The organism is Bacillus sp. XF8 (assembly GCF_017498755.1).
GTDB lineage: Bacteria > Bacillota > Bacilli > Bacillales > Bacillaceae_G > Bacillus_A > Bacillus_A bingmayongensis.
Genome location: NZ_JAGDQK010000002.1, coordinates 316,648 through 343,077, shown reverse-complemented (window position 1 = coordinate 343,077; position 26,430 = coordinate 316,648). Strand labels below are relative to the sequence as shown.

Here is a 26,430-nt window from a genome sequence, read left to right as displayed (position 1 = left end):
TCTAATCCCCCTTTTTAATTCCTACAGGCAAATAATAAGATTCATTCCCTGTAATTTTTTCACCAGCACGTATACCAATACTACTTGGCTTCCCAGCAATTAAAAATGATCCAAACACATATGACAGCTCCTCGTTCCCCTTTTCAGTCTCAAGAGAAACAACTGGAAGCTTTATATATTTCTGAAATACAGGAAGCTCTTTCTTATACGTTTCATATGAATTTTGATTAACAATATTAGTGTCTTTATCACGAATTGTAATCGTGTCACCTTCTCTACCGAACGACGGTTTTTGAACAAAAGAACTTTTCCCTAAAAACAAATCTGCTTCTAAGTAAGTAGGAAGCATGTATTGTTTAATCCATTGGTGTTCCTCATTTGTATAAAAAGCACCTTCCTCTGCTAATCCCCAAATGAGACATTGAACCGATTTCGGCTGCAGTAGAAAAGATGAAATCGGATTTATAATAAAAAGCTTTTCTTCCTTTACAAGTTGTAGTAATTCGATCCCTACAAGATCTCCAGTATTAGGATCCAGGTCCTCAACTAAGTATTCAATAGGATATGTCTGGCGATACAAAACATCAATTGGCACACCATCTGCATCAAGTAAAGCATCTTCAGTTATTCTGAGTTCTGACATTGACACCACTTTGTTGCTAACTTGACATAGCTGACTCAAATACCGAGTCGTATTCCAATCTTCTATATGTTCATGATGGGCTGTAAAGACAACGTTTGGTCTTTCTATCCCTTTAGAAGCCTCCATCACAGCTTTGGTGATGCCAGAAGAGAGGAGACGTTCCTGATTCTCATTTGGATCCTGATAATCTAATTCTTCGCAAATCTCCCCATTCATTTGAAAGCATTCCATGATAAAAGTCGGAGTATCACTATTAAACTCAAGCATTTTGACGCCACTATCTGTAATCGCAAAATCAAATCGTGAAATAACAGATTCAGGAAACAGAGATTTCATTCTAATAAAAGGCAGACTTGAAGATGGAAAACCAAATTCAAGAAGCTGAGCGTCAGATAAAGTCCGAAGAAGCCTAGCAGTCTTAAAAAATACTTTTCCCATTCGTTTTGTTGCTAACTGCAAATCTTGGATTGTTTGTTCTGTTATTTCAAAGATATGAAAAAGGCTATACTCACTCCCGTATAAGTCGGACCAAAAGTGAGGGAATCTTGAATAAAATTCACTTCGTTTCTTTATGTAAAGTGACATAATTTAACCTCCGAATCCACCCTTTGAACCGCTTCCAATTCCCCCTTTAAAATTAGAAGAAGCTTGATATGACTTAAATTCAGAAGAACTTTTGAAGGTTGATTTATTTTGATAGTATCTACCACCGTAATAATAACTACCATGATAACTTGAATGGCTGTCATCGCATCGCCACACGCCAAGTTCATCATCCCAATCCCAATCAGAACAACTCTTATCTTTTGGTTTTGGAGGAAGATCTTCTGTACAGCCAGATAAAGTACCGGCCACTAAAGATGTAAGAACACCTGTTACTAACCATTTGGTTTTTGTCACTTTCCAACGCCCCTTTGTATATTATATTTTTATTATAAAAGAATTCATGATAAAGTAGAAGAAAAAGAAAGAGGGATTACAATTGCGGTTAGAATATCGACTCAATGATGAAACGAAACAATACCCTGCCCTATGGAACTATGCCGATATTTCTGTGTCCGAAGCCGTCGCAAGGATGACTTGTGAGTACTTTATTAAAGAAGGGGATACATATGTCGTAACAGCGACCGCGATGGATCCCGACGGAACAGCAGTATTATATGCCCAAAAAGAAACGTTCTTCGATGATCCTTCAGAATCTACATATTCCCATATAGGCTTTGAGATTAGGGAGCTACAAGGAGCAAATTCGATTTTAATAGAAAGTAAAGATGTATGGAACCATGACGAAATCTTAACGTACCTTCATTCAGATATTTTGTACGTTCAAAAAGACGGAATATTTATGGAATTCGCCTTAGATTCCAGAGAAATTGATGAAGACCGAAAGTGCTATGTTTATTATGGAAATTTTACAGGTGAGCACAGATAAAGTGAAGGCTAATAATCAGTGGGGATTTTCTTCATCCCCCACTGATTATTAGCCTTCACCAATCGGGCTTTTACGGACCGTTAATCTCCCAACTAACTTCTTTGTTTTTGCAGAATTTTGAGGTGGGAGTCTTACTGTCCGCAAATAGCGGGGTAACAATCAAATGAAACTCCCAATAATGGGAGTTTCATTTGATTTCTAATATTTTTATGCTTTCCACACAATGAAATTCCCATTATTTCTAGCGTACCGAAAAATGGGACCTACAACAAAAAAACCTTACGTATAAAACGTAAGGTTTTTATATAGCCCCACACATGCCGTTCTCTCTAGATGTCCATAAACCTGCTCTCACAGGTGGATGTTCTCATAAATGCTTTCAGTTTCCTTCTTAAAAAGATGGCATGCTGTTTACATCTAGATATTGAACTTCCGTATTATACTCATTGGTTTAAGACATACATAAGCTACGTACACCGTAGGAATTTTATATACTGTTAGTTGAAATAAGACCCCCGCACGTGCCGTCCCTTGTAAATGTCCAAAAACCCGCTACTCGCAGGTGGATGCCCTCACAGCTACCGTACATCTTCCTCCACAAGGAAGGCTTGATGATGGTCGCTAAATGTTGAGCTTCCGTATAACTAACATCGGTTTTAGACATAAATAAGTTACGTACACCGCAGGATGTTTTATTTACTTGTCGTTATTTTATCACATTGCATGCAATGTGTAAAATGTAATGTTTTGAAGCAATTTCTTGCTTGTGACCTTATTTTAATACAAAATATTTTTGCATGCAAGAGGTTAATGTCCTTCTTTTGCAATTTGGTTTTCTGGATAAGAAATCCAATCACTCCAGCTCCCAGCATATAACTTCACGTTACGAAAACCAGCTGTTTGTAACGCTAATACATTCGGACATGCTGTTACACCAGATCCGCAATAGACGATTGTTTCTTTCTCTTTATTAAGGAGACGGAAACGTTCCTCTTGTTCCTCTTTACCTTTGAACTGACCTACCGCTGTGATTCCATCTTTCCAGAAATAGTTTTCTGCCGTTGGAATGTGACCAGCCTGAGGATCAACAAGTTCTTCGGCGCCAGCATAACGCTTCGGCTCTCTCGAATCAATTAACGTAATATCTGCATTTGTACGAATTCTTTCTTTCACACCTTCCATCGTTACAAGCATGTTGTCTTGTACATTGGGTATGAATTTTTTTCGTTCAATTGTTGGAACTTCCGCTGTTGTAGATAAATTTTGTTCTTTCCAAGCAGGAAATCCACCATTTAATACACATACTTTTTGATGCCCTACATATGTTAGTAGCCACCATAGACGCGAAGCCATTGCACCAGCTTGACTGTCGTATGCAACAACTGTCGTATGTTCATCAATACCAGCTTGAGAAAGCTTTTCAGCAAAATCTTGAATAGCTGGAAGTGGATGACGGCCACCATGCTCCGTAACAGGGCTTGATAAATCCAGATTCAAATCAAAATATAGCGCATGAGGAATATGGTCTTTTTCATACTGTTCTCTTCCCCAATTTGGATTAGCTAAGTCAAAACGACAATCGATGATGCGGACATGTTCATCTTCTATGTGATCACGTAACCATTCGACTGTAACAATCATACTTAACGACCTTCTTTCTCTTGCAGACGACCTACATACTCCATAACCATATCTTCTGTTACAATTTTACGCTGCGGTGCAACCCCCCGCTTAGCAAGATCATTGATTTGCTTCGTTACCATGTTAATTGCATCTACTGAGAAATGTTTTCCATTTGCTGCAAGTGCTACTGCCGCTTCAATTGCTGCTTCACGCTGCGCTTCTAACTGTAAAAATGTTGTCACAATTTCATTTTGTTTACGAGAATGTGCTGTAATTGCTTTATGTACTTCCATCTTCTCTTCCCCCTAAATAATTTATACTTTCTTGCCAAGTAGCCTCATAAGAAAATGATTAGATTTCCATTGTAAGCCGAACCATATCACGACATACAATTCCATTTTCAATAATCTCTTCTTCATAATGCTTCGAAAAGTAATCAAAATCAATAGAAAAAATACGAAAACCACATTTTTGATACAATGCAAGCTGTGAAACACTAGAATTTCCTGTCCCTATTTCAAGTGTATGCATATGATATTCCTTCGCGGTTTGAATTGCATGTTGTAACAACTGCTTGCCGATTCCTTTTCCTTGCAGCTCTTCTAAAACAGCAAGATTCATAATTTCCATTGTCTGCGGTCTTGTCTCAAGTAATACATACACTCCTATTACGTTTTCTTCCTTTTTCGCAGCATAGATATGACCACGACGTAAATATGAATTGATTTGACGTTCACTTGGATCAGCAAGCAACAATAATGACATCGGCGCCTTATCTTGTGAAATACGCTCTATTATAATTCCCATAAAATTTCCCCTTTCTCTCTTGTTCTAAACCCTCCTTGTCTACCATAAGTAATACAAAGGAGGGATTCACCATGGACAACAATGAGAAAAAGTGCAACGTCATCTCGATTGATGGAAAGAAAAAGAAAAATGGAACATATTCCTATCCAAAATTAGTTGTAGAAGGAAAAACATACGAATTTTCCTCGTTCGTCTTATGCGGTGAAACACCAGATGGCAGACGGTTAGTTCTGACTCATATGATTTCGACAGATGAATTTGCAGGATTTGTAAAATCACTGGATGCTGTACTGCAAAAGAAAATTGAACGAATCTTTTTTTCATAGAGATTATCAAATATGAATTTCTTGTTCGATTGCTGCCAACTGTTTCTGTAATTGTTCCTTACTTTGTTCATATAGCGACACATTAATTGTTTCTGCTAAAGCAAATAAGACACTTTCATAATACTGCCCAATATCTTGCTGCATCACTGTTCGGAACAAGTCCCATTTTACTTCCCATTCTTCTTTATAATGATGAATAAATAACTTTTCTTCATCAGCTACATATTGAGATACGAAAGGCTCGAGTGATTCCTTCGTATCTTCCTGCATTGCTGCTTTATCATTTTTTTCAAAAAAGCTTTTCTCATTTTTAAAATGAGACAATGCCTTTTTAAAATGCTTTATTTCTATAGAAGGAAACGGCTCTTTATGCGTAATAACCTGGTATTCATAATCAGCTGTCCCATTCATAGAAATAGATTCATTTTCCAACTTACATTTTACTGTAATTTCATCCCTTGCTCTTTGCATCGCTTCATCGATCCATTTTTCAAGACGCAGTGACGTTGCTCGCATTTCTTGTAATAAATCATGCTGAATGAAGGAGACAAGTTCCATAAGACATTCTTGCAGCTTGATTTTTACATTCCCATCTGTTCGAAGGGATGCTGGGTTAATAAATTCAGTAAACACATCGTTATAACGTAAAAATAGACGTTGCTCTACATAATACAACAGTTCTTTCACTTCATTTTGCATCGCTTGCTCTTCTGCAAGTACACTATATGATGAAATAATATGAAGTAGCTGCTCACGTTCTGCTTCATATTTTTTTATTTGCTTTTCTTTTTCATCATTCCCTTGCTTCGCTCCCTGTATCATATTTGTAAGAAGCTTATCTGCGCTTTGCAGTGCGCTATATAAAGAATGAACAGATACAAGCATTAAATCGCGCATCATAAAGGATGTAAATGATTCCTCAAACTTTGCAATCCCCGAATTTTGCAAGATACCATACTTTTCTTTTGCTATACTCTTTCCTTGTTTCTCCTCAAGTGCACATAAACTTGAAATTGCAAAGAGACGTGGATTTCGGATACCGTATTGCAGGAGCTGGTCTGCAATATATCCTTTTACCATTTCAAGCTCATCCTCGGACTGTGCTAAGTCTGCCGCATTAATTAAGAAGAACATTTTATCAAGCGCAAATGTATCTTTCACGCGGCCAAGCTGAATTAAAAACTCCCGATCTGCTCTTGAAAAAACATGGTTGTAATACGTTACGAATAAAATTGCATCCGCATTTTTAATATATTGGAATGCAACGTCCGTATGACGAGCATTAATAGAATCTGCTCCCGGTGTATCAACAAGAGCGACTCCTTGTCTTGTTAGAGCACAATCATAGTACAATTCCATATATTCAACAAAACATGATTTCTCTTCATTCGCTACATAATCAGAGAATTCTTCTAACGTAACTTGCATTTGCTCTCCCAAATGATTTGCGACTGCCTGATACCCTCTCTGTACCGCGCGTAAAAAACTAAATGTTGTTTTCTGTTTTCCACTTGGTGATGGATATTGCAGAATTGTATCTATTTGTGATAATGCTTCTTCAAATGTCTCTATTTCATAATGAAACAATTTATAAACTGCTTTCATATCTTCTAATAGCGCTTGCTTTGATTTAAACTGAACAACTACTGTACCGTGAGGCTTTTCTTCTGTAATCGGTAAAATCTGATTAATCGTCGCCGTTGTTGGATTTGGTGATACTGGGAGCACATTTTCGCCAAGCAATGCATTTGCAAATGATGATTTACCCGCACTAAAAGCTCCAAATAGCGCCACTGTAAATTGCTTCGTTTCAACACGTTTTCTTTTCCCTACAACTTCTTGATGTAAATGTTTAAGTGTAGGAAGAGGTTCTAATATCTTTTCCGCACCTTTTACTTGTTCTAATATACGATACATATTTAATGTTGCTGTTGTTTTTATATTTTCTTCATTATAAGGAATACTATCGCTTTGTATCTCTTGTTCTTGTAATATAAACTTTTCATTTACAACCTGCTTCTTACCTTGTAACACTTTTTCTACTTGTAATCCATCTGGTACAGGTACATGATCACCCCAAATACCTTGTAAATAATTCTCGTATTTATCATACGCCTCAATATATTGTAATTTTGTTTCTTTCGCTGTTTGTAAAACAGTGTATTGCTCAATTTCTTGATCGATATGAGCAATCTCTTTCTGCACCTTTTTCTTTAAAACGCTCGTACTTTGCTCAAAAATTTGCTGCGCCCTCATAAAGTATCGTTTCTTCAGCTCATTCGCAACATCCGCTGTATAAAGGAGCAAATAATCTCCTGTAAATCCTGCCCCTTGTTTAATGGCTTCTGCTAATAATTCAGGACCAAAAGAAATTTGCAGTGCGTATATGTCTTTTCCGACTTCTTCTGTAAACATCCCTTTATCTTTTAAGAAAGCCACAATAAACTCTTTCACATGAAAATCAAGCTGCGTTTCAACAGTCTTCCCTAGCGCTGAATAAAATGCATCTAAACGCCGCTGTTTTTCTTGCTCTGTTTTTCCTTTTGCAAATAGCAAACCAACTTTAAACTTTGTTAGTTTCGTTTCTAAATATTGGTTTGCTAGCTCTCTCATTTCAAACGGCATTAAGTAAGCGTTATCTAATATCGCTTGCAAACCCTTTATAAACTCATTTTTCACATCGGATTCTTTATTAGCCACACGTCGTTTATTTCCAATCAGCTCTTCCTTCTTTTCAACTACGTCTGCAAGCGATAACGATGATGCTAATTCTTTTTGATAAGGCATTAATTGTTTTTCGTTTTCTGAAAGAACAAATGAAAAGTGTTCTTGTAATAAATATGCCGCTTCTCTTTCCATACCATTTTTCACATACTGCTCTCGCTCTTTCATAATAGAAGAAAGCAATATCTCTAATCTTTGGATTTCATTATGCGGATGGTTCATCATTCGTAAAGAAGTATAAAAAATGCCATCTACTTCAATATCCCAGTTAGAAAACGATTGACTCACACTTTTCCTATAATCTTCAAATGATAGCTCATTTTCTTTATGCTTATCAATTTGATTGACAACAAGATAAACCGTTTTATTACGCTGTTTTAATTCTTTCACAAATTGCAAGTTTACTTCTGATTGAACGTGATTATAATCCATCATATAAAAAATAACATCTGCAAGATGGAGTGTTGATTCTGTCGCTAATTGATGCGCATCATCTGTTGAATCAATTCCAGGTGTATCAACGAGCATAACGCCATCAGGAATTGGCGCATCATTTCGATAAATATGAACGCCGATTATTTCCTCACCATTTTTACAAAGCTGCTTCAATTCTTCAGCTGAGTATGTACCATCATACTTATACTGCTCTCCAGATTTCACCATCACAACAACACGGTCCGGGCCCTTTTCAATTTTAACAACGTTCGCGCTTGTCGGAATCGGACTTGTTGGTAATAATTGTGCTTTATATAAGTGATTCATCATTGTCGATTTTCCAGCAGAAAAGTGACCACAAAAAGCAATCATAAGCTGTTCTTTCTTATATTTTTGAATCACTTCAAACAACTTCAAACTATTCTCCACGTCACCATGCTTCTGCCATTCTTCATAAAAACAAACAAGTTTTTTCATACTGTTTGTCTGTACTATGTTCGTCATCCCCTTGTTCCCCTTTATCCCAAGATGTATATACCCTATTATCATACTAAATTTTCAGGATATTCTCATTAAAAATAAAAAATCCCTTTCATTCTTTTGACAGATGAAAGGGATTCTATGTAAGTTTGTTCATTTTGTTGCTCCGACTCCATTTAACACATATTTTGTAACGACAGCATACACAGCAACCGTTCCTGCAACTAATGCATATACCATATTTATCACACCAACCTTTTTGATAATGATTATCACTTTTGCATATAGTTTATCATTAAAGAGAATCATTATCAATATTAATTTCTAAAAAAGAAGCTCCTTGAAAATAAAGAGCTTCTTTACTACCTGTTTTAAAGGAGTGAAAAACTTGCTGTGCATCCTTATTATATCTCATAACAAACATCTTAACAGTTTCAAAAATTGGAAATACCCTTATCTCCTTTTCTTTACATTACTGTATAATAAAAGATATTTACTTAAAGGAGGAAACCAATGACACAAAACATTTCACAAGGCGAGAGGATTCATTCTATTGATATTATTAGGGGAATTGCTGTATTCGGTATTTTTCTTGTTAACTGGCCCATTATTGCTGGTGTTGATTCTCGCGACATTACAGGAAGTTATGAAGGAATAGATAGTTATATTCGTCTATTTTATGACATGTTTATTCAAACAAAATTTTATACTATTTTTTCATTTTTGTTTGGATTAGGCTTTTTCATTTTCATGCAGCGTGCTGAGGCGAAAACAGATCATCCAAAAACATTATTTGTTCGTCGCCTACTTATTTTATTGTTATTCGGCTTCTTGCATTACGTCCTTTTGTGGGATGGGGATATTTTACATAGTTATGCAATCGCAGGATTTTTTTTATTGTTATTTTATAAAAGACAAACACACACCATTTTAGTATGTTCATTAATTCTATTAGTCCTTTTCCAACTTTTCATATTATTAAGCAGTGTCATAATTGCTTTTGTACCAATAGAAGAATTAATATCATCGCTACCTATTTTGCCGTTGGAAAACTGGGGATTACAAGTGCAAGATCGCTTTCATGCCTTTTATTCTGAATCAGTTTGGTTAAACATTTCAATGCTCCCAGAAACAGTTGGATTGTTCTTACTCGGCTTGTATGCTGGCAAAAAAGACATTTTCCGCCGTACAAAAGAATTAGATGCAAAACTAAAAAAATGGCAAATTATTATGTTTATCTTAACACTTCCAATGTGGTTCTTTATGATTCGTTACTTTGTAACAAAACAACCTTATGAGCCAATCTACATGAGTGGTTTTACAATGTTTAGTGGTAAAACTTTATTTATCTTTTACATTTTCACCCTCATGCGTTTGTTACAGAAAGAAAGATGGCAAAAAATATTACAACCATTCCAATTTGTAGGACGTATGGCTCTAACAAATTACATTTCACACACAATTATCACACTGGTCGTATTTGGTCTATTTTTCAAAAATTTCTTACCAGTACCGTTATGGGTAGGTCCACTGTTTTGCATCGGCTTTTATACACTACAAATCTTTATTAGCCGCTGGTGGCTTTCTCATTATCAATACGGTCCACTTGAATATATTTGGCGCCTAGGTACGTATGGAAAATTGATGCCATTAAAAAAGAAAAGCAAGGTCTCTCAATGAGAACCTTGCTTTTCTACTTACGCTTCCGATGCAACACTTTGCATTGGAACCTGTTCTTCTTTTGTTTTCGTTTTGCGCTGCGGCACCATATTAAATACGATATTCAGGAGCACCGCTGACGCACTTCCAAGCACAATTCCGTTATCTGTTAAAATACGAATGCTTTCTGGAAGCTGAGAGAATAATGTTGGAACGACTGTTACACCAAGACCGATGCCAACAGAACATGCTACGATTAATAAATTTTCTTGTTTTGCAAAGTCTACACTGCTTAACATTTTAATACCATATGCCATAACCATCCCAAACATTGCTAACATGGCACCGCCAAGTACTGGCTTTGGAATAATCGTTGTGATAGCAGCAATTTTAGGAATAAAACCAAGTACGATTAACATACCACCACACGTATAAATGATCACACGATTTCGTACACCTGTTAATTGAATAAGACCTACGTTTTGAGAATACGTCGTATATGGAAATGCATTAAAAATCCCGCCTAAGATCATCGCTAATCCTTCGGCACGGTAACCTTTTGTTAACTCTTTTTCACCAATCTTTTTATTACAAATATCAGATAAGGCGAAATACACACCAGTCGCTTCCACAATTCCAACACAAGCAACAAGAATCATTGTAATAACCGGCGTTAACTCAAATGTTGGTGTACCGAAGTAAAACGGCTGAATCCCATGGAACCAATCCGCCTCCCCAACAGCTTGCAAGCTCACTTTCCCCATAAATGCCGCCATAATTGTACCAAATAATAGACCAAGTAAAATAGAAATAGAACGGATAAAACCATCAAAGAAACGATACATAATTATAATAAATAATAATACGCCAAATGCTAACGCTAAGTTTTCAAGACTACCAAAATCTTTACTACCTACGCCCCCAGCCATATCATTTATTGCTGCCGGAACTAATGTAACGCCAATAACTGTAACAACAGAACCCGTTACAACAGGCGGGAATAGTTTCACAAGCCTTCCAAATAGTTTCGCAAAAATAACAACGAACAGTCCTGCAGCAATAATTGCTCCATATATGGAAGAAACACCGTACTGTTTACCGATGGCAATCATCGGTCCAACTGCTGTAAACGTACAACCGAGTACAACGGGAAGACCAATTCCAAAAAACCGATTCGATAAAGCTTGTAAAATCGTCGCGACACCACACATTAATAAATCGATGGATACTAAGTATGTTAATTCTCGTTGATTTAAGCCAAGTCCCCCGCCAACGATAAGCGGAACAATTATTGCTCCTGCATACATCGCAAGCATATGCTGCACGCCAAGAGATGCGATTTTAAATGGGTGTTGCTTCATGACTATTTCACCTCCGCAGTCTCATGCTGAACAAATGTAACAATACCGTTATCAAGTGATGCAATTTCTGCAAGTGATTCTACACGAACACCGCTCTCACGTAGTTTCTTTCCTCCATCTTGAAATGCTTTTTCAATTACAATACCAATTCCTGCAATACTTGCTCCAGCTTGCTCTACTAAACTCATTAAACCTAAAGCAGCCTGACCATTTGCTAAAAAGTCATCAATGATTAATACACGATCGTTTTCATGGATATGATTTCTAGATAATGAAATTTCATTCGTTTCTTGTTTTGTAAATGAGTATACTTTCGCTACATACATATTATCTTGTAACGTTAACGATTTACGCTTTCTTGCAAAAATTACTTTTACACCAAGCTCTAAAGCTGCCATAACTGCTGGTGCAATACCCGAAGATTCAATCGTCACGATTTTTGTAATGTTCTCTTCTTTAAAACGCTGTGCAAACTCTTTTCCGATTTCTTGCATAAGTACTGGATCAATTTGATGATTTAAAAAGGCATCTACCTTTAATACATCACCAGATAAAACCTTTCCTTCATTTAAAATCTTTTCTTGTAATACTTTCATGTTTGTTCCTCCTCTTATGCAAATAAAAAACTCCAAAAGCAGCCACCACTCGTTACAAGTGAGAGACGTGCTTTTGGAGTTTCGCAAAAAAGAATGCTAAACCAGCAATATATTCGTCCTCACTCATAGTCAAAGTATTTACGGTACTTCGGTAGAAACTTGCAGGCCATATCCCCGCGATTATATGAGTGTAGCTAACCTATTTATTTATAGAAGGATTATAACGCACTTTTTTTATTTTGAAAAGTATTTCTAGAAAAAACACGTACAAATTTCATAAAAACATCGTTTTCGTTCGCATTTTGAAAACTCTTACATTTTGTATTTTTCTACTAAAGGCTCGTTAAAATAACTGGTCCACCCTTTGTGATTGCTATCGTATGCTCGTATTGCGCTGACAGCTTTCCATCCATTGTTCTTGCAGTCCATCCGTTTAAATCCACTTTTGAATATCTCATACCTCCATTTACAATCGGTTCAATCGTTATTACCATTCCTTCTTGTAGTTCTGGTCCTTGGCCCGGTTTTCCAAAATGAAAAATGGCTGGTTCCTCATGGATTACTTTACCAATCCCATGCCCCGTAAAATCCCTTGCGACAGAAAATCCTTCAGAAGCTACATAACTTTCAATTGCATGCCCAATATCTCCAACATGATTTCCTGTTATCGCTTGCTCAACCCCTTTATACAAAGCCTTTTCCGTTACTACTAATAATTGTTCTGCCTCATGAGAAATATCTCCTACTTTATAACTCCATGCAGAGTCAGAGAGCGCACCATTTAAGTTCACTACCATATCAATCGTAACAATATCACCTTCATTTAACGGTTGATTAGTTGGAAAACCATGACACATTTCATCATTCACTGATGCACATATTGCATATGGAAAATCGTTATATCCTTTTTGTTCAGGTGTCGCACCATGCTTTTCTAAATATGCTTCAACAAATGTATCAATTTCCAGCGTAGTGATACCCGGCTTTATCATTTTTTCAATTTCTTGATGACACAAAGCTAGTAACTTTCCGGCTTCACGCATCAAATCTATTTCTTGTTTGCTTTTTATCATAATCATGAAATCTCTCCTCGTTTATATCAAATTCAATGATACACATCTCTCTCAAAAATTTCAAAACAGCGATCATTTCACATTTTTTTCACAATTTCACATTCCAAAACTTGTAACAAGTCGTAATTTTACAAGTTCTCATCATAGACATAGTTTTTATTGTATCAATGAACACTTTTTGAAAGCATATTCGGATGCGATAAAATTATCTAAATTTTTTGTATTATAAAAATGTAAGATTTCATTTATCCAAGGAGGGTTATTATGGGCGAACATAAATTACATCAGCAAGAGACCGAAAGTAATGAAAAAAGTTCGTTAAAAGGAACTTTAATCTCTGTTTTTTTTGTTGGTTTTTTCATTATTTTCACGTGGTTTAGCGTCTATCAAATTTTTGTCAATCGGCTATAATATATAGTTCTGAAAAGGGAGATGGGGATATGCACTTACATAAATACGAAAAAATTTGGCTTATTTTCGGTGTCGGCTCACTGTTCGTATTTTTAGCTATTTTAGGAATTAGTGCTTTTTATATGGGAAACAAACCACCGAGTTGTTTAACGACAATTGACCCAGAAAAAGTTCAGGCAACCGCACCATTTGATCAACCTGGCGTTAAACAAGTTGGAAAAAATCATTATCAAGTGACGGTTGTCTCACAAGCTTTTTCTTTTATACCAAATACAATTAAAGTACCAAAAGGTGCAAAAGTAGATTTTGTCGTTGCGACAAAAGATGTTGTACATGGTTTTGAAATCGCAGGAACAAACGTCAATATGATGGTTGAACCTGGATATGTAAGCACTGCTTCACAAGTTTTTCAAAAAGCTGGAGAGTATTTAATTGTCTGTAATGAATATTGTGGTACTGGCCATCATATGATGAGCGCGAAAGTAGAGGTGACCGAAAAATGATTGCACTCCAAGATAAAATAAGTAAACGAGATGCAAAATTAGCAATGGCTCATATTCACATCGCATTTATTGCCCTATTTTTAGGTGGGTTATGCGGATTACTACAAGTTCTTGTTCGTTCAGGAAAATTCAATTTACCTGCTGGTATTGGCTATTATCAGGTGTTAACAACACATGGTGTTTTACTCGGACTTGTATTAACAACGTTCTTTATTATCGGTTTCTTATTTGCTTGTATGAGTAAAACAACTGGTGTCCTCTCAAATGGTGTCCGAAAAACAGGCTGGATTGGTTTTTGGCTTATGACAATTGGAACAACAATTACTGCTATCTTTATTCTACTCAATAAAGCAACTGTACTCTATACGTTCTATGCTCCATTAAAAGCACATCCTGGATTTTACATTGGGCTTACCCTTGTTATTGTTGGAAGTTGGTTCAGCGGATTTGCAATGTTTGCTCAGTATCGTACATGGAAAAAACATAACAAAGGAAAAATAGGTCCTCTGTTAAGCTTTATGGCTGTTGTAACAATGGCACTATGGCTGGTTGCAACACTTGGCGTTGCAGCTGCAGCACTTATTCAATTTATCCCGTGGAGCTTGGGGCTTACTGACAAAATCGATGTCTTAGTCAGCCGAACATTATTTTGGTACTTCGGTCATCCGCTCGTTTATTTTTGGCTCCTCCCTGCTTATATGGCTTGGTATGTCATTATACCGAAAATCATTGGAGGAAAAATTTTCAGTGACTCACTAGCTCGTTTATCATTCATCTTATTTTTATTATTTTCTATGCCGGTAGGGTTTCATCATCAACTAACCGAACCAGGAATTGATCCAGGCTGGAAATACTTGCAAGTTGTCTTAACATTCATGGTTGTCATTCCATCTTTAATGACTGCCTTCTCCTTATTTGCAACCTTTGAACAGTTTGGCCGTTCAAAAGGTGCTACCGGCCTATTCGGGTGGCTTCGAATGCTCCCATGGGGAGATGCTAGATTTTTTGCTCCATTCGTCGGTATGCTAATGTTTATTCCAGCTGGTGCTGGTGGACTTGTTAATGCAAGTAACCAACTAAACCAGGTCGTTCATAATACTGTATGGGTAACTGGGCATTTCCATTTAACATTGGCAACATCTGTTGTGTTAACCTTCTTCGGAATTGCCTATTGGTTAATTCCACACTTAACTGGCCGCGTCATGACAAAAGAAATGAACCGCCTTGCCATAATTCAAACTTTCATATGGGCGATTGGCATGTTCTTTATGTCTGCTGGCATGCACTTTGCCGGTTTACTCGGAGCACCTCGTCGTTCTTCTTTTTCCACATATGGCAATTCACAGCAAGCGCTCGAATGGATTCCATATCAAATCGCGCAAGCAGTCGGAGGAACGATTTTATTTGTCGGAATTATCATCGCAATCATTATCTATGTAGATCTTGTCTTCTTTGCACCAAAAGGACAAACAGAATTTCCAATTGGCGAAGTAGCTAATGCCTCTGAGCGTACACCAATGGTTTTTGATAATTGGAAACTATGGATTGGTATTACAGCTTTACTTATCTTATTCGCCTATACAATTCCTTTTATCGATATGATACAAAATGCCCCACCTGGTTCGAAAGGCTTTAAATTGTGGTAAATAAAAAGTAGAGGGAAGCCCCTCTGCTTTTTATTATGCTAAAATCCTTTAGCTCATCACGCACTAAACAAATTTATCCTGCAATATCAGCCGAATTAAAAGTCCCATTAATATTTCCATCTACAATAATGCAATGTCCCCAAAACATATCTCCATCCGAAAAATATATCGTAAAATCACCGTCTGAATACACACTTATGCTTTCTAACTTCATCAAATCAATGAACATTTCCTGTGTAATCTCATCTATCTCTGCCTCATCATCATCCTGTAACCATTCATTTGCTAACTCCACTAACTCTGCTGCTGCATACAGTTTCATTTTTCTGCTCCATTCATCTTGCCCCTTGAAAAGTGTATATGCCGTTTCTAAGGCCGATGTCATAATCTGTTCGTCTTTATTCCAATCAAAATACAAACTACATTCTTCACCAGCCCAAGAAATTTGCTTTTCAAATAGTTCCACTCTCTTATCAAGTAAAAATTCACCCAATATCTTATCCTGATAATAGATTGGCTTCATTGATTCTTGTAATATCTTTTCTAATTCATCATCTCTATTTGTTTCATCCAAAACCTTAACAAGCATCATCGCATTTTCTGCCCTACGTACCTGCAACCTTACAACTGTATTTTCTTTTAAAATTTCTCTTGGCTGTCTCAATTCTGCATCATCAGCTAACCATTCAAGTCTGAGCTTTTCTTCTATAATAATTTCATTGTTACACAAATCTTTCCATGCAATCAAAGGAATTGACGCATTCCACAAAATAGCGTCACCTGCTCTTCCCGCACCAACACCCGATGCCCCTGTAACAGCTGTTACCTCAATAATATCTTCTGTAAATCTATTTTCAAACCTACTTATTTCACTTAACTTGCTCACTTTAATTTCGCTCCCCTTTATATTGCTTAAGTACAAATATGATTAAAGGACCTTTTATTTCCCTTCACCAATCACGCTTTTACAGTTAGCCAGTACCCATCTAACTTCTTTCCTTTTATCAGATTTCAAGTTAGGTGTTTTATTGCCTACAAACAGTGGGATAAATCATTTTTAAAAACTCAAATTGACTCCCATTTGTTCGTTGAATAAATGTTCCAACTCCATCAAACCCTGCCTTTTTATAAACTTTAATTGCCCTTTCATTAAATGTGGCCACTGATAATGTTATATACCGCGGTTTGTATTTTTCCTTACAAAACACTAAGCCAGCCTGTACAAAATCTGCTCCTAACCCATTTCCTGTCATACTCGGTTTCATTCCAAGGCCAATATCTACTGTATGTATATCTATTTTATGAAAACTAAAAAAACCAACCATTTCATTATTATGCCAAACAGTAAATGTAGTTTCTCCACGTTCTTTAGGATCTAAAAACTCCGCTAAATCCTCTTTATCGGCTTCCATATTATAAAAATAATACTGACCATTATAGTGCCAATTATACGCAATTTCTTCTGCTTGCTCTTGTGTCATCACTTCAAAAGTATAATTCATCCTTACTCCCCCCCTTACCCAAAGCGCATATATAGTCAAACTTTTATTGATAAAAAGGAGCCACATATTGCAGCTCCTTTTCTTTCTTATAATGCATAAATCTCTTTATATTTTACTTCTAAATAATCAGCTAAATAATTCGCATTTAACCCTTCACCTGTTACATCTTCTAAGATTTGTAATGGCTTTTTCGTTTTACCATATTGATGAACATTGTTTGTTAACCATTCACGAATTGGTATCACATTTCCTTCTTCAAGCAATGCATCGAAGTTTGGAATTTCTTCTAGCATCTTATGTTTAAATTGCGCTGCGTACATATAACCAAGTGCATAAGATGGGAAGTAGCCAAACGATCCATCTGACCAATGTACATCTTGCAGTACACCCTGCGCATCCGTTTCTGGACGTATACCTAAATAACTCTCCATTTTATCATTCCACGCTGTTGGCAAATCTTTCACTTCCAATGTTCCATCAAACAATTCTTTCTCCAGTTCATAACGGACCATAACATGAAGAGGGTATGTAAGTTCGTCTGCTTCAATACGTATAAAGGAAGGCTTTGATTCATTAATAGCATCATAAAATTCATCTACAGACACATTTTCAAACTGCCCATTACTAAATTGTTTCAATACATCATAATTTTTCTTCCAAAATGATTTATTACGTCCAATAAAGTTTTCAAAGAATAGTGATTGCGATTCATGAATTCCCATCGATGTACCACTGCAAAGCGGCGTTCCTTCTAATTCTTCTGAAATATTTTGTTCGTATACAGCATGTCCACATTCATGAATTGTTCCGAAAACTGCCATCCGGAAGTCATTCTCATCATAACGAGTTGTAATACGAACATCCCCTCTATTTAATGTAATTTCAAATGGATGTATAGTTTCATCAAGACGGCCAGCCTCGAAATTATAATTTAATTGTTTTAGTAACTCTAAGGTGAAATTCTTTTGTTGTTCTTTTGAAAAATGTTCAAATAAAACATTTGTTTTTAATTCTTTATTGGACTTCGAAATTTCTTTTACAAGCGGAACAATGCGCTCACGTAGTTGTCCAAATACATGATCTAACACCTCTACCGTAATACCCGGCTCATACAGATCTAAAAGCGTATTATATTTATAAGTGTCATAACCCCAATATGCAATAAATTTCTTCTTATATTCTACAATTTTTTCTAAGTATGGTCGGAACATCTCAAAATCAGATTTTTCACGTGCTTCTCCCCAAACACTTTCTGATTTTGCTTGTAATTTGACAAACTCTTCATACTCAGCCTGTGGAATTTTTTTATTTCGATCATACTCTTTGCGGCACTCTTCTACAATTTTCTTCGTTGTTTCAGAAATTTTATTATCTGCAATTAACTGTTCTAATTCTTTTAAATATCTTCCCATCTCGTCAGAAGTCGATAATGAAAACACTTCTGATGAAAGCATTCCTATTACTTCAGAGCGTTGATCCACACCTTGCTTCGGCGCTCCTGTTCGTAAATCCCAAAATATAAGGCTCAATGCTTCCCCATAATTTTCTATCTTTTTCACATGAGTTAAAAACTCTTTTTCTACTTTATATGTAGCCATTGTCATATTCATATAACCTCCTTTTTCTACCTCACCTATATTTCGACATAAAGATATAAACTCCTTTTCCAATAGAAAGAAAAAAAGCTTAGCAAACGCCAAGCTTTTACAATACCTTACCTTCTACTGGAAGTACTTTCTTTACAGCTTCTATAACCTTTTCATTTTCATTTTCTGATAAGAATAACGAAATAGCACCTTTATCTTCACTTGTACGAATTAATCGTCCAATTCCTTGACGAAGACGTAAAATCATATACGGCACATCTACATCCCAAAACGGGTCATTTACGTGTTTACGTTTCGCTTCAAACACAGGATCGTTTGGAGGGAATGGAAGTGACCAAATAATAACATGTGACAGTGAAGAGCCTGGGATATCTAAACCTTCCCATAAATGGACAGCGCAAAGCACAGTCTCTTCTTCATTTTGGAAACGTGAAACAAGCTGACTAATCTCTTGGTCCCCTTCATATAAAAACGGAACAGACATTTGTTCTTTATTCACATATTCTTTGAACGCCGCAAGCTCTTGCATTGTACGGAATAATACAAGCGTACGTCCATTTGTTTTTTGAATGTTCTCAAGTGTATACTGACATTTTCGTTCCCATTCATTTTCTTGGTTATACGATGGCAAGTACACTTTCATTTGCTCTTCATAATCAAATGGAGAAGCTACTGAGAATGATAAATAATCTTTTACACCTAGACTATTTGCTGTAAATGCAAACGAGTCATTTTCAGATAGTGTAGCAGAAGAGAAAATATACGGGATTTTTTTCGAGAATACTTTCTCTTGTAATACCTCTTCTACTGCACGTGGCATAATAACTAATGTGAAGGCACCATCACCTTCTTCTCCCCATGTAATTACATTTTTCTCATGCATGAAAAGACGAAGTGAATGTTCCAATACATCTAAATGCTCGTCAACGATATTTAAATCGTATGTGTTTACTGTATACATTTCACTTTCAAATACTAATGCGTCACCGACTTCCGCAATTTTCGCATACAGTCGTTTCGCCTCAGCAGTTACCTTTTCTGTCACAGTAATTTCTAAACGATCTGAACCAGCAATTTCTTTTTTATTCTCTTGTAGAACATCAAAGAATCTCTCGGTTTGCCAAATCGTTTCTTCAACTAAATGAGCAAACTCTTCACGAATATCATTTTGTAATAATCTTGTTAATAATTGTTCCATCATTGTTTGCTTTAATCGATACGTTAGCGCTTTTTGTGCCGCATACTCAACAAGATGACCTTCATCAAAAACAACACAGCTACTTTCTGGTAAAAGTGGCATCTGTCCTTCACGTTTACGAGCATCATATGTCCAAATATGATCCATATAAAAATCTTGAGAGCAAATAATTAAATCTGCTGCTTTACGGTAATGTTCACGAGAAAGTGTTTGACCACAACGGTGACGAGAATCACATGTAAAGCAGTCTTGGAAATAATCCCAAGATACCTTTGACCATTCTTTATCATTTAATAATGGAAACTCTTTTCGATCACCATAATGCGTAAAGTTTTGCATTGTTCCATGATCAAATACAAATTGAGGTAATTCGTAATATAAATCTTCAATTACTTCTGGAGCTCGTCCACTCATTACGTCTTCAAGTTTACGTAAACATAAATAATTATCCATTGATTTCGCTAGACGTACATCAACAGATAACCCTAATGCTTCTGATAATTTAGCAATGTCCCCTTCTTCTTTCACAAGCTGCTCGATTAATGTTTCATCTGCACAAGCAATAATAGCTGGTTTTCCGGTATAACGTGCGTAGCAAATTGCATATAAAAGATACACAATCGTTTTCCCTGTTCCTACGCCTGCCTCTGCGAACATAACTTTCTTCTCTTGAAACGCTCGTTCTAATTGGAACGCCATAAAAATTTGTTCATCACGTTCTTCAAAACCTTTTTCTGGGAGGATATCGTAAAACACATCTCCAATCCACTCATTCAACTTATCATAAAAATTATCTTGTTTCCCTACTTCAAATGGTAATCTCTTCTCAGTAAACATCCTCAGCCTCCAACCAAAAAGTTTTTCTATAAAAAGATATAGCAACTGCTATTTCTAAATAGCAGTTGCTTTCCCCTGTTGTAATGCATAGAAATGCGCGAAAAAAGTTTTCCTTTATATAAAGGAAAACTTTTTTACTCTATTAATGACTTTAAGTAACGCTTATCAATTAATGTTTCATGTGATAATGCAGATAAATATTCTTCCTGTGCCTTTTGAATCTCATCTATCGCTACACCTTGAAGATCAATTTCTTTTCCAAGCTCATCATACGTACGATGAATGGCCTTTTGAATCATTGACAATTGGAAACCATCCATATTGAGTCCTCCTTTTGCACATTACATAATAGCCAGTATATGCGCGTAAAGGAGGTTTTATACTATGAATTGCGTGGTGGGCGCTTTCCAAAGTATTGGTAGTAGTCTGTACGAATAAAGCCGTTAAATAGTTTACGCTTTTTCGATGCTTCTTTTCCATAACATTTTTCAAACGCTTCATAGCTAGTTAATAAATACAGAGACCACGTATCTAATGGACGGAATACTTCTCCCATTTCTTTATATAACTTTTCAACAAGTGCTTTTTCACTTAAACGTTCTCCGTATGGAGGATTCGTTACAACATAACCATATTCCTCTTTTGTTGTGAAATCTTTTACTTGCATTTGTTTAAATGAAATTAAGTCCCCAAGTCCAACTTCATCCGCATTATCTTGCGCAACTCTTATCATGCGGTGGTCAATATCTGATCCGATAATTTGTAATGGTTGATCATAATTCGCTAAATCTTCTACTTCTTGACGTGCTTCTTTCCAATTTTGCTTACCAACCCAACCCCAGTCATCAGATGCAAACTCACGGTTAAAACCTGGAGCAATATTTTGTCCAATTAGTGCCGCTTCAATCGGAATTGTTCCCGAACCACAAAATGGATCAACAAACGGACGATCTGGCTTCCAATTTGTAAGTTTAATTAAAGATGCAGCTAGTGTTTCTTTCAAAGGTGCTTCCCCTTGATCGACGCGGTATCCACGTTTATGAAGTCCAACGCCACTTGCATCAATTGTTAATGTTGCAATATCTTTTAACATTGCAATCTCAATGCGGAATAAAGGACCGTTTTCTTCAAACCAAGTTGTACGTTTATACGTTGATTTTAATTTTTCAACAACAGCCTTTTTTACAATACGTTGACAATCTGGAACACTAAATAATGTCGACTTTATCGATTTTCCGATAACAGGAAACTCACCATTTTCAGGAATATAATCTCCCCAATTTAACGCCTTTGTCTTTTCAAATAGCTCATCAAATGTTGTTGCCTTGAATTCGCCAACTTTAATTTTCACACGATCTGCAGTACGTAACCATAAATTGGTACGACAAATCGCTTTTGCATCCGCTTCAAACGTTACTTTTCCGTTTTCTACTTGGCATTCATAACCAAGATCGCGAACTTCTCTTGCAACTAAAGCTTCAATTCCCATTGCCGCTGTTGCAATTAAAGTAACTTTTCCCATTTGCATTCACCTCTTATGTATAATCAAACAATAATTAATAGCTTTTCCTTCTATTAATTATTAAATATTACGAAGAATTTTCTTATTTACCATTTTAACTCACAAGTTATAACTTCATACAAATAAAAAGCCCTCCTCTTACAAAGGAGAGCTGAGTCATTCCATAATTGGTTCATAACGTTCTGTAAGCCATGTTCTGTTCCTTTGTACTGCAAACGGCCCACGCCTCGTACTCCGGTGGTAATCATCTATCTACAGGGCAAAATGCCCGTCCTTTTCCATCGTTCATTTCCTTGGAAAAGATTCCCCTACCATTATTTGGGTTTCTCGCTCGTGGGGTTTACCTCGTTCCACTCCTATCATTTCTTCAAGGACTTCGTCACTGTGGCACTTTAAAGGTAGTCAAACCATATCCAAAAGGACTTAGGTTTTTTCCCTGCCGTTAATCCAGCCTTACAGCCAGAATACCCTAGCTTATGAATTGGCTAGGCACGAACACTACAACCATCTCAGGTCGTGCGAGCATGGACTTTCCTCTACAACGTTGGCGTTGCAGCGATTACCCAAACGTTATGACAAACATTAGTATAGTGGAAACAAAAAGATTTTGCAATGCTTTTTTATATGTAAAATGCTTCAATCTTTTTCTATCCCTAAATTACTCGTATAACTTACTTCCAAATACAGCTTTTTCTAGATTAGATAAACGTTTTAAAATATCTGTATTCGTATTGTTATATACAGGTTGTGCAACCGGTGTTGGAGCTGGTTGCTGCGGAGCTTGTGCTTTAACTAATTTCTGTTCTTCTAATTCACGTTTCAAACGAGCGTTTTGTTGTTGTAATTGCTCAAGTTCCTTATGAAATGCTTCATAATCTTTAATAATCATGTCAAGAAACTTATCTACTTCTTCTTGTTGATAACCTCTCATACCCGTTTTAAATTCTTTTTCCAAAATATCTTTCGCTGTTAATTTAATTTTATCCGAAATCATTTTCTTCACCTCAAATTTTTACCAAAACTTTCATTAACTAAATTTTTTCAGAAACATTGTCTTTTGTCAATCATATATACGTGAGCTATATTACATATTACTCAGCATTATTCCACTGTTCCTCTTCTATTATATCTTGTAAATCAGAAAAAAGAATGAAATAACTGTGATAATTTTCTATTTCTCCTCTTTTCTTTGCTACTTCTACTATGTATTTAGGACTTCCTGGTTTTTCTTCATCATATACAGCTAAAAGTGCATCACTTTTTTCAATAAAAAATTGATTTTTTAATCGAAACTGTTCTGGACTTTCATATTTTCTTTTTGTAATGCTATCAACATGATCTGCTTGTCCTAGAATAAACTCATACAGTTCTCGATTTCCTTCTTTCCAATTTTCCTCTTGTTCTAGAAAAGGAGTAAACACAGCAAGTTTTAAATCAGGGTATTCTAGCTGCAAGTCAAAAACAACTTCAGCAGCCCAAAGTTCTACACCTAATTGTCCACTTATTATGACCCACTCTAACCCTTCCTCTACAAAAGCAAGTAATTTACGACGTACTGCTTTTTTTATACAAGAAACACCTGGATGATCATTTTTAAAAATTCCAAGTTCAAATGGTTTATATCCTGTTACAGCTACAACTTTCATATCAACACTCCATTTTCAAAAAGAAAAGAACTAGCATTTTGCTAGTTCTAACATAACATTTACTTTTTAAATATTCCACCTACGTTTGGTCCTACATTTGGTCCTACATTTGGTCCGAATGGGCTCACGTTTGGCCCTGGTCCGAATGGAGATACTTGCGGGCCATGGCCACATGGTCCACAAGCTCCACCGAATCCACCAGGTCCGCCAGGTCCACCGAATCCACCAGGTCCACCAGGTCCGCCGAATCCACCAACTCCACCGACTCCGCCAGGTCCGCCGAATCCACCAACTCCACCAGGTCCGCCGAATCCACCAACTCCGCCGAATCCACCAGGTCCGCCGAATCCTGGATCAACAGGGTCCACAACATTCACATTTGAATTCGTTTGTGGGAATAAATGTTGATTTTTAATTTGTTGATGGTGAACATGCGTTGTATGAGTTGGGTGAATATGCGGTACCACCGTTGTGGAAAAAGTATGTGTTACACATTGCTTTGTCGGATGAACGACAGGAGGCGTTGTGCAAACAGGTCCAACAGGCTTATGTCCCCCAAAACAAGGATGACAATGATGCATAGTTTTTTCTCTCCTCTCTCATAAAAAAATCTGACTACACTTTACAATATGAGAAAAGAAGAGAAGTCGCTTGTTATATATACCCATTTATTTAATGGAAATTCGTCTATATGATAGCCATTTAAATGTGATAACTTGGACACACAACTATCATCCTTTAGCAAAAAAGCCTCCAACTTGTTTTACAATCCCAGTGACTTGATTCATCGCATTCATCATTTGACCAGCTGTATTCATCATTTTATTCACATCGTAGTTACCATCTGCCGTCTTAAATTGAGATACGAAACTAGAAAATTGACTTGGCTGTTGCTTTTGTTTGTTCATCGTTGGATACGGTTGAAAAGGCTGTTTCGGTGGGTAAAACATTGACGGCTGATTCATAAAGGATTGTGGTTGCTGTGGTGCATAAGATTGTTGATTCATATAAGACTGTGGTTGCTGATTCATAAAAGATACTTCAAATGGCTGATGATAATTCATTTGATTTCCGTAATAAGGAGCGAATGGATACATATTGTAACGTAAATATGTATCCTCATTATATTGATAAGCATTTGATTGTGTATAGGCATTTGCCTGTGTATAGGCATTTGATTGTGTATAGGCATTTGGCTGTGTATAGGCATTTGGCTGTGTATAGGCATTTGGCTGTGTATAGGCATTCGGCTGTGTATAGGCATTCGGCTGTTGAAACATGTATTTCCCCCCTCTAATTAAGTTTCTACACATAGAATATGTACCTATAAAATAAAATGTGTAACCTTATAAATGTCTGTTTTTGTCGGAAGTTTAAATTTTTAAAAAAATAAGAAAGTAAGCCTTTTCATGTTACGATAGTAGAGAAGAAGATTCTCATGGGGGAGGAATCAACATGATATTAGGGGATTTAAAACAAGCTTTCGCTCAAAAAAAGGGTTACTCTACAAAGGATATGAATGAGTTGCTTGATTTTGCTAGACATCACTATTTAGAAGGGAAAATCTGCATTTCAGAATATCGAGTATTAATACGTGAATTAGAAATAAATGGGGCAAAACCCACACATACAACTGTAGAATCATAAAAACAAGAGGGTTTCCCCTCTTGTCACTTACATTGTTCTACTATATTTTGCAACGTATATAAAATCGCCTGATGTGTTTCATAAAATCGCTTACCTTTTCCCTTATTTACAAAACATTGCAGTGCATTATTTTGTAAATTTTCATATACTTGGTCAATTTGTTGCACATGTATATACTTAGGTTTCTCATGCTTTATCCATTGATAAGCTAATTCTTTCCACACTTCTAACTCCTGATCAACCATATCCACAAAAGGCTTCATATCTTGATAAAAATCAAACTCTTTCTCTTCTCTTTTTTTTATAATTGTTTCATCATTGTACTGTATTAATTTTATTGAAGACTGCATTAATGTTCCATAATCCAATTTATTTCCACCCTCTTATGCGCTTACTATGACGTTTTGAAACGTTTGGAGCCAACTTCCTTTTTCTTCGTGATGTAATAATTTATCCTCCATATGTTGAATGTACATTTCTGTTATTTCTACTTTATTGCATATATTTTCACGTTTATCTTTTAAAGAATGATTAACTCTAAGTGAAACATTCATTTCCAGCAAATCAAGAGCACTTAACATTTGATCCATTTTTTTCATTACATTTTCCTTCTGAACCATCGCCATTTATAAAACGCCTCCTTCTTTGCTTTTCCTTTGTCATGTTATTTCGACGATTCACTTATCACTCCTGCATGACTGACAAAACTAGTTGATATTCGGCAAAGAAATCGGTTTGTATGAGCTTTATAG

At 36.2% G+C, this 26,430-nt stretch carries 29 protein-coding genes, 3 other RNA genes and 1 riboswitch; of the genes, 7 read left to right on the top strand and 25 right to left on the bottom strand.

Features of this window, described 5'->3' with window-relative positions:
- Window position 1: 1 nt before the first annotated feature.
- A complete protein-coding gene (locus tag J4P91_RS02240; protein ID WP_207992761.1) occupies window positions 2-1,228 on the bottom strand; it encodes a glutathionylspermidine synthase family protein in 1,227 nt (408 codons plus the stop codon).
- A gap of 3 nt (window positions 1,229-1,231) precedes the next feature.
- Window positions 1,232-1,543 carry a hypothetical protein gene (locus J4P91_RS02235; protein WP_017152451.1) on the bottom strand — a complete coding sequence of 104 codons (312 nt, stop codon included), beginning with the start codon at window positions 1,541-1,543 and terminating at the stop codon, window positions 1,232-1,234.
- Between the two features lie 82 nt (window positions 1,544-1,625).
- Between J4P91_RS02235 and J4P91_RS02230 the strand changes: the two genes are divergently transcribed.
- On the top strand, window positions 1,626-2,075 hold the full coding sequence (locus J4P91_RS02230) for a hypothetical protein (RefSeq protein ID WP_207992760.1): 450 nt from the start codon (window positions 1,626-1,628) through the stop codon (window positions 2,073-2,075).
- Window positions 2,076-2,379: 304 nt separating this feature from the next.
- On the opposite strand, the gene ssrS (J4P91_RS02225) is transcribed toward J4P91_RS02230, so the two are convergent.
- The 5 genes from ssrS (J4P91_RS02225) to J4P91_RS02205 form a co-directional block, all read right to left on the bottom strand.
- Window positions 2,380-2,563, bottom strand: a non-coding RNA gene (gene ssrS / locus J4P91_RS02225) — 6S RNA.
- A gap of 21 nt (window positions 2,564-2,584) precedes the next feature.
- Window positions 2,585-2,767: non-coding RNA, 6S RNA (gene ssrS, locus J4P91_RS02220), on the bottom strand.
- Window positions 2,768-2,882: 115 nt separating this feature from the next.
- The gene (locus J4P91_RS02215) at window positions 2,883-3,716 is read right to left on the bottom strand and encodes a sulfurtransferase (RefSeq protein ID WP_207992759.1); all 834 of its coding nucleotides are present in this window, start codon (window positions 3,714-3,716) and stop codon (window positions 2,883-2,885) included.
- Window positions 3,717-3,718: 2 nt separating this feature from the next.
- Window positions 3,719-3,991, bottom strand: a complete 273-nt coding sequence (locus J4P91_RS02210) for a DUF2533 family protein (protein ID WP_017152454.1) — start codon at window positions 3,989-3,991, stop codon at window positions 3,719-3,721.
- 58 nt (window positions 3,992-4,049) lie between these two features.
- A complete protein-coding gene (locus tag J4P91_RS02205; RefSeq protein ID WP_207992758.1) occupies window positions 4,050-4,505 on the bottom strand; it encodes a GNAT family N-acetyltransferase in 456 nt (151 codons plus the stop codon).
- A 71-nt stretch (window positions 4,506-4,576) separates the two neighbouring features.
- Between J4P91_RS02205 and J4P91_RS02200 the strand changes: the two genes are divergently transcribed.
- Window positions 4,577-4,831 carry a DUF3931 domain-containing protein gene (locus J4P91_RS02200; RefSeq protein ID WP_017152456.1) on the top strand — a complete coding sequence of 85 codons (255 nt, stop codon included), beginning with the start codon at window positions 4,577-4,579 and terminating at the stop codon, window positions 4,829-4,831.
- A 6-nt stretch (window positions 4,832-4,837) separates the two neighbouring features.
- Here J4P91_RS02200 and J4P91_RS02195 read toward each other — a convergent pair whose 3' ends face one another.
- Window positions 4,838-8,494: a dynamin family protein gene (locus J4P91_RS02195; protein ID WP_207992757.1), complete on the bottom strand. Its 3,657-nt coding sequence runs from the start codon at window positions 8,492-8,494 to the stop codon at window positions 4,838-4,840.
- A gap of 129 nt (window positions 8,495-8,623) precedes the next feature.
- On the bottom strand, window positions 8,624-8,779 hold the full coding sequence (locus tag J4P91_RS02190; protein WP_207992756.1) for a hypothetical protein: 156 nt from the start codon (window positions 8,777-8,779) through the stop codon (window positions 8,624-8,626).
- Window positions 8,780-8,983: 204 nt separating this feature from the next.
- Here J4P91_RS02190 and J4P91_RS02185 point away from each other — a divergent pair, with 204 nt between their 5' ends.
- On the top strand, window positions 8,984-10,150 hold the full coding sequence (locus J4P91_RS02185) for a DUF418 domain-containing protein (RefSeq protein WP_207992755.1): 1,167 nt from the start codon (window positions 8,984-8,986) through the stop codon (window positions 10,148-10,150).
- Window positions 10,151-10,167: 17 nt separating this feature from the next.
- Here J4P91_RS02185 and pbuX read toward each other — a convergent pair whose 3' ends face one another.
- The 3 genes from pbuX to J4P91_RS02170 all read right to left on the bottom strand — a co-directional run bounded on the left by pbuX (window position 10,168) and on the right by J4P91_RS02170 (window position 13,165).
- Window positions 10,168-11,490 (bottom strand): xanthine permease PbuX, encoded by a 1,323-nt coding sequence (gene pbuX / locus J4P91_RS02180; RefSeq protein WP_207992754.1) that lies wholly within the window; start codon window positions 11,488-11,490, stop codon window positions 10,168-10,170.
- A gap of 2 nt (window positions 11,491-11,492) precedes the next feature.
- Complete coding sequence (locus J4P91_RS02175; protein ID WP_017152462.1) at window positions 11,493-12,086, bottom strand: xanthine phosphoribosyltransferase; 594 nt, start codon at window positions 12,084-12,086, stop codon at window positions 11,493-11,495.
- 106 nt (window positions 12,087-12,192) lie between these two features.
- A riboswitch (purine riboswitch) is annotated at window positions 12,193-12,294 on the bottom strand.
- Window positions 12,295-12,418: 124 nt separating this feature from the next.
- Window positions 12,419-13,165: a type I methionyl aminopeptidase gene (locus tag J4P91_RS02170; protein ID WP_207992753.1), complete on the bottom strand. Its 747-nt coding sequence runs from the start codon at window positions 13,163-13,165 to the stop codon at window positions 12,419-12,421.
- Window positions 13,166-13,423: 258 nt separating this feature from the next.
- Here J4P91_RS02170 and J4P91_RS02165 point away from each other — a divergent pair, with 258 nt between their 5' ends.
- From J4P91_RS02165 to J4P91_RS02155, 3 genes are read left to right on the top strand one after another with little or no spacing between them, the layout of a single operon-like run.
- The gene (locus J4P91_RS02165) at window positions 13,424-13,570 is read left to right on the top strand and encodes a hypothetical protein (RefSeq protein WP_017152464.1); all 147 of its coding nucleotides are present in this window, start codon (window positions 13,424-13,426) and stop codon (window positions 13,568-13,570) included.
- A gap of 29 nt (window positions 13,571-13,599) precedes the next feature.
- Window positions 13,600-14,073, top strand: a complete 474-nt coding sequence (locus J4P91_RS02160) for a cytochrome c oxidase subunit II (protein WP_207992752.1) — start codon at window positions 13,600-13,602, stop codon at window positions 14,071-14,073.
- Window positions 14,070-15,719 carry a b(o/a)3-type cytochrome-c oxidase subunit 1 gene (locus J4P91_RS02155; protein WP_207992751.1) on the top strand — a complete coding sequence of 550 codons (1,650 nt, stop codon included), beginning with the start codon at window positions 14,070-14,072 and terminating at the stop codon, window positions 15,717-15,719. Before J4P91_RS02160 ends, J4P91_RS02155 begins: the two co-directional genes overlap by 4 nt.
- A 73-nt stretch (window positions 15,720-15,792) precedes the next feature.
- Here the strand turns inward: J4P91_RS02155 and J4P91_RS02150 are convergent, their stop codons facing one another.
- From J4P91_RS02150 to J4P91_RS02100, 11 genes are all read right to left on the bottom strand, one after another.
- The gene (locus tag J4P91_RS02150; protein ID WP_207992750.1) at window positions 15,793-16,605 is read right to left on the bottom strand and encodes a DUF2262 domain-containing protein; all 813 of its coding nucleotides are present in this window, start codon (window positions 16,603-16,605) and stop codon (window positions 15,793-15,795) included.
- 139 nt (window positions 16,606-16,744) lie between these two features.
- Window positions 16,745-17,221 (bottom strand): GNAT family N-acetyltransferase, encoded by a 477-nt coding sequence (locus J4P91_RS02145; RefSeq protein WP_207992749.1) that lies wholly within the window; start codon window positions 17,219-17,221, stop codon window positions 16,745-16,747.
- Between the two features lie 86 nt (window positions 17,222-17,307).
- Window positions 17,308-18,825, bottom strand: a complete 1,518-nt coding sequence (locus J4P91_RS02140; RefSeq protein WP_207992748.1) for a carboxypeptidase M32 — start codon at window positions 18,823-18,825, stop codon at window positions 17,308-17,310.
- Window positions 18,826-18,925: 100 nt separating this feature from the next.
- Window positions 18,926-20,863, bottom strand: coding sequence for an ATP-dependent DNA helicase (locus J4P91_RS02135; RefSeq protein WP_207992747.1), 1,938 nt, complete (start codon window positions 20,861-20,863; stop codon window positions 18,926-18,928).
- Between the two features lie 134 nt (window positions 20,864-20,997).
- Window positions 20,998-21,183: a DUF3921 family protein gene (locus tag J4P91_RS02130; RefSeq protein ID WP_017152471.1), complete on the bottom strand. Its 186-nt coding sequence runs from the start codon at window positions 21,181-21,183 to the stop codon at window positions 20,998-21,000.
- A 62-nt stretch (window positions 21,184-21,245) separates the two neighbouring features.
- Window positions 21,246-22,385, bottom strand: coding sequence for a THUMP domain-containing class I SAM-dependent RNA methyltransferase (locus J4P91_RS02125; RefSeq protein WP_017152472.1), 1,140 nt, complete (start codon window positions 22,383-22,385; stop codon window positions 21,246-21,248).
- A gap of 180 nt (window positions 22,386-22,565) precedes the next feature.
- Window positions 22,566-22,956, bottom strand: an RNA gene (gene rnpB, locus J4P91_RS02120) — RNase P RNA component class B.
- An 87-nt stretch (window positions 22,957-23,043) separates the two neighbouring features.
- Entirely contained in the window at window positions 23,044-23,379 is a 336-nt protein-coding gene (gene gpsB / locus J4P91_RS02115; RefSeq protein WP_207992746.1) for a cell division regulator GpsB, read from the bottom strand.
- 97 nt (window positions 23,380-23,476) lie between these two features.
- Window positions 23,477-24,031, bottom strand: a complete 555-nt coding sequence (locus J4P91_RS02110) for an SLOG family protein (protein ID WP_207992745.1) — start codon at window positions 24,029-24,031, stop codon at window positions 23,477-23,479.
- A gap of 59 nt (window positions 24,032-24,090) precedes the next feature.
- The gene (locus J4P91_RS02105) at window positions 24,091-24,612 is read right to left on the bottom strand and encodes a CotD family spore coat protein (protein WP_207992744.1); all 522 of its coding nucleotides are present in this window, start codon (window positions 24,610-24,612) and stop codon (window positions 24,091-24,093) included.
- Window positions 24,613-24,762: 150 nt separating this feature from the next.
- Window positions 24,763-25,311 (bottom strand): YppG family protein, encoded by a 549-nt coding sequence (locus J4P91_RS02100; RefSeq protein WP_207992743.1) that lies wholly within the window; start codon window positions 25,309-25,311, stop codon window positions 24,763-24,765.
- 175 nt (window positions 25,312-25,486) lie between these two features.
- Between J4P91_RS02100 and J4P91_RS02095 the strand changes: the two genes are divergently transcribed.
- Complete coding sequence (locus J4P91_RS02095) at window positions 25,487-25,678, top strand: YppF family protein (RefSeq protein ID WP_207992742.1); 192 nt, start codon at window positions 25,487-25,489, stop codon at window positions 25,676-25,678.
- Window positions 25,679-25,701: 23 nt separating this feature from the next.
- Here J4P91_RS02095 and J4P91_RS02090 read toward each other — a convergent pair whose 3' ends face one another.
- Window positions 25,702-26,028: a YppE family protein gene (locus J4P91_RS02090; RefSeq protein ID WP_371388868.1), complete on the bottom strand. Its 327-nt coding sequence runs from the start codon at window positions 26,026-26,028 to the stop codon at window positions 25,702-25,704.
- 33 nt (window positions 26,029-26,061) lie between these two features.
- Window positions 26,062-26,304, bottom strand: a complete 243-nt coding sequence (locus tag J4P91_RS02085) for a hypothetical protein (RefSeq protein WP_017152479.1) — start codon at window positions 26,302-26,304, stop codon at window positions 26,062-26,064.
- Window positions 26,305-26,430: the final 126 nt, after the last annotated feature.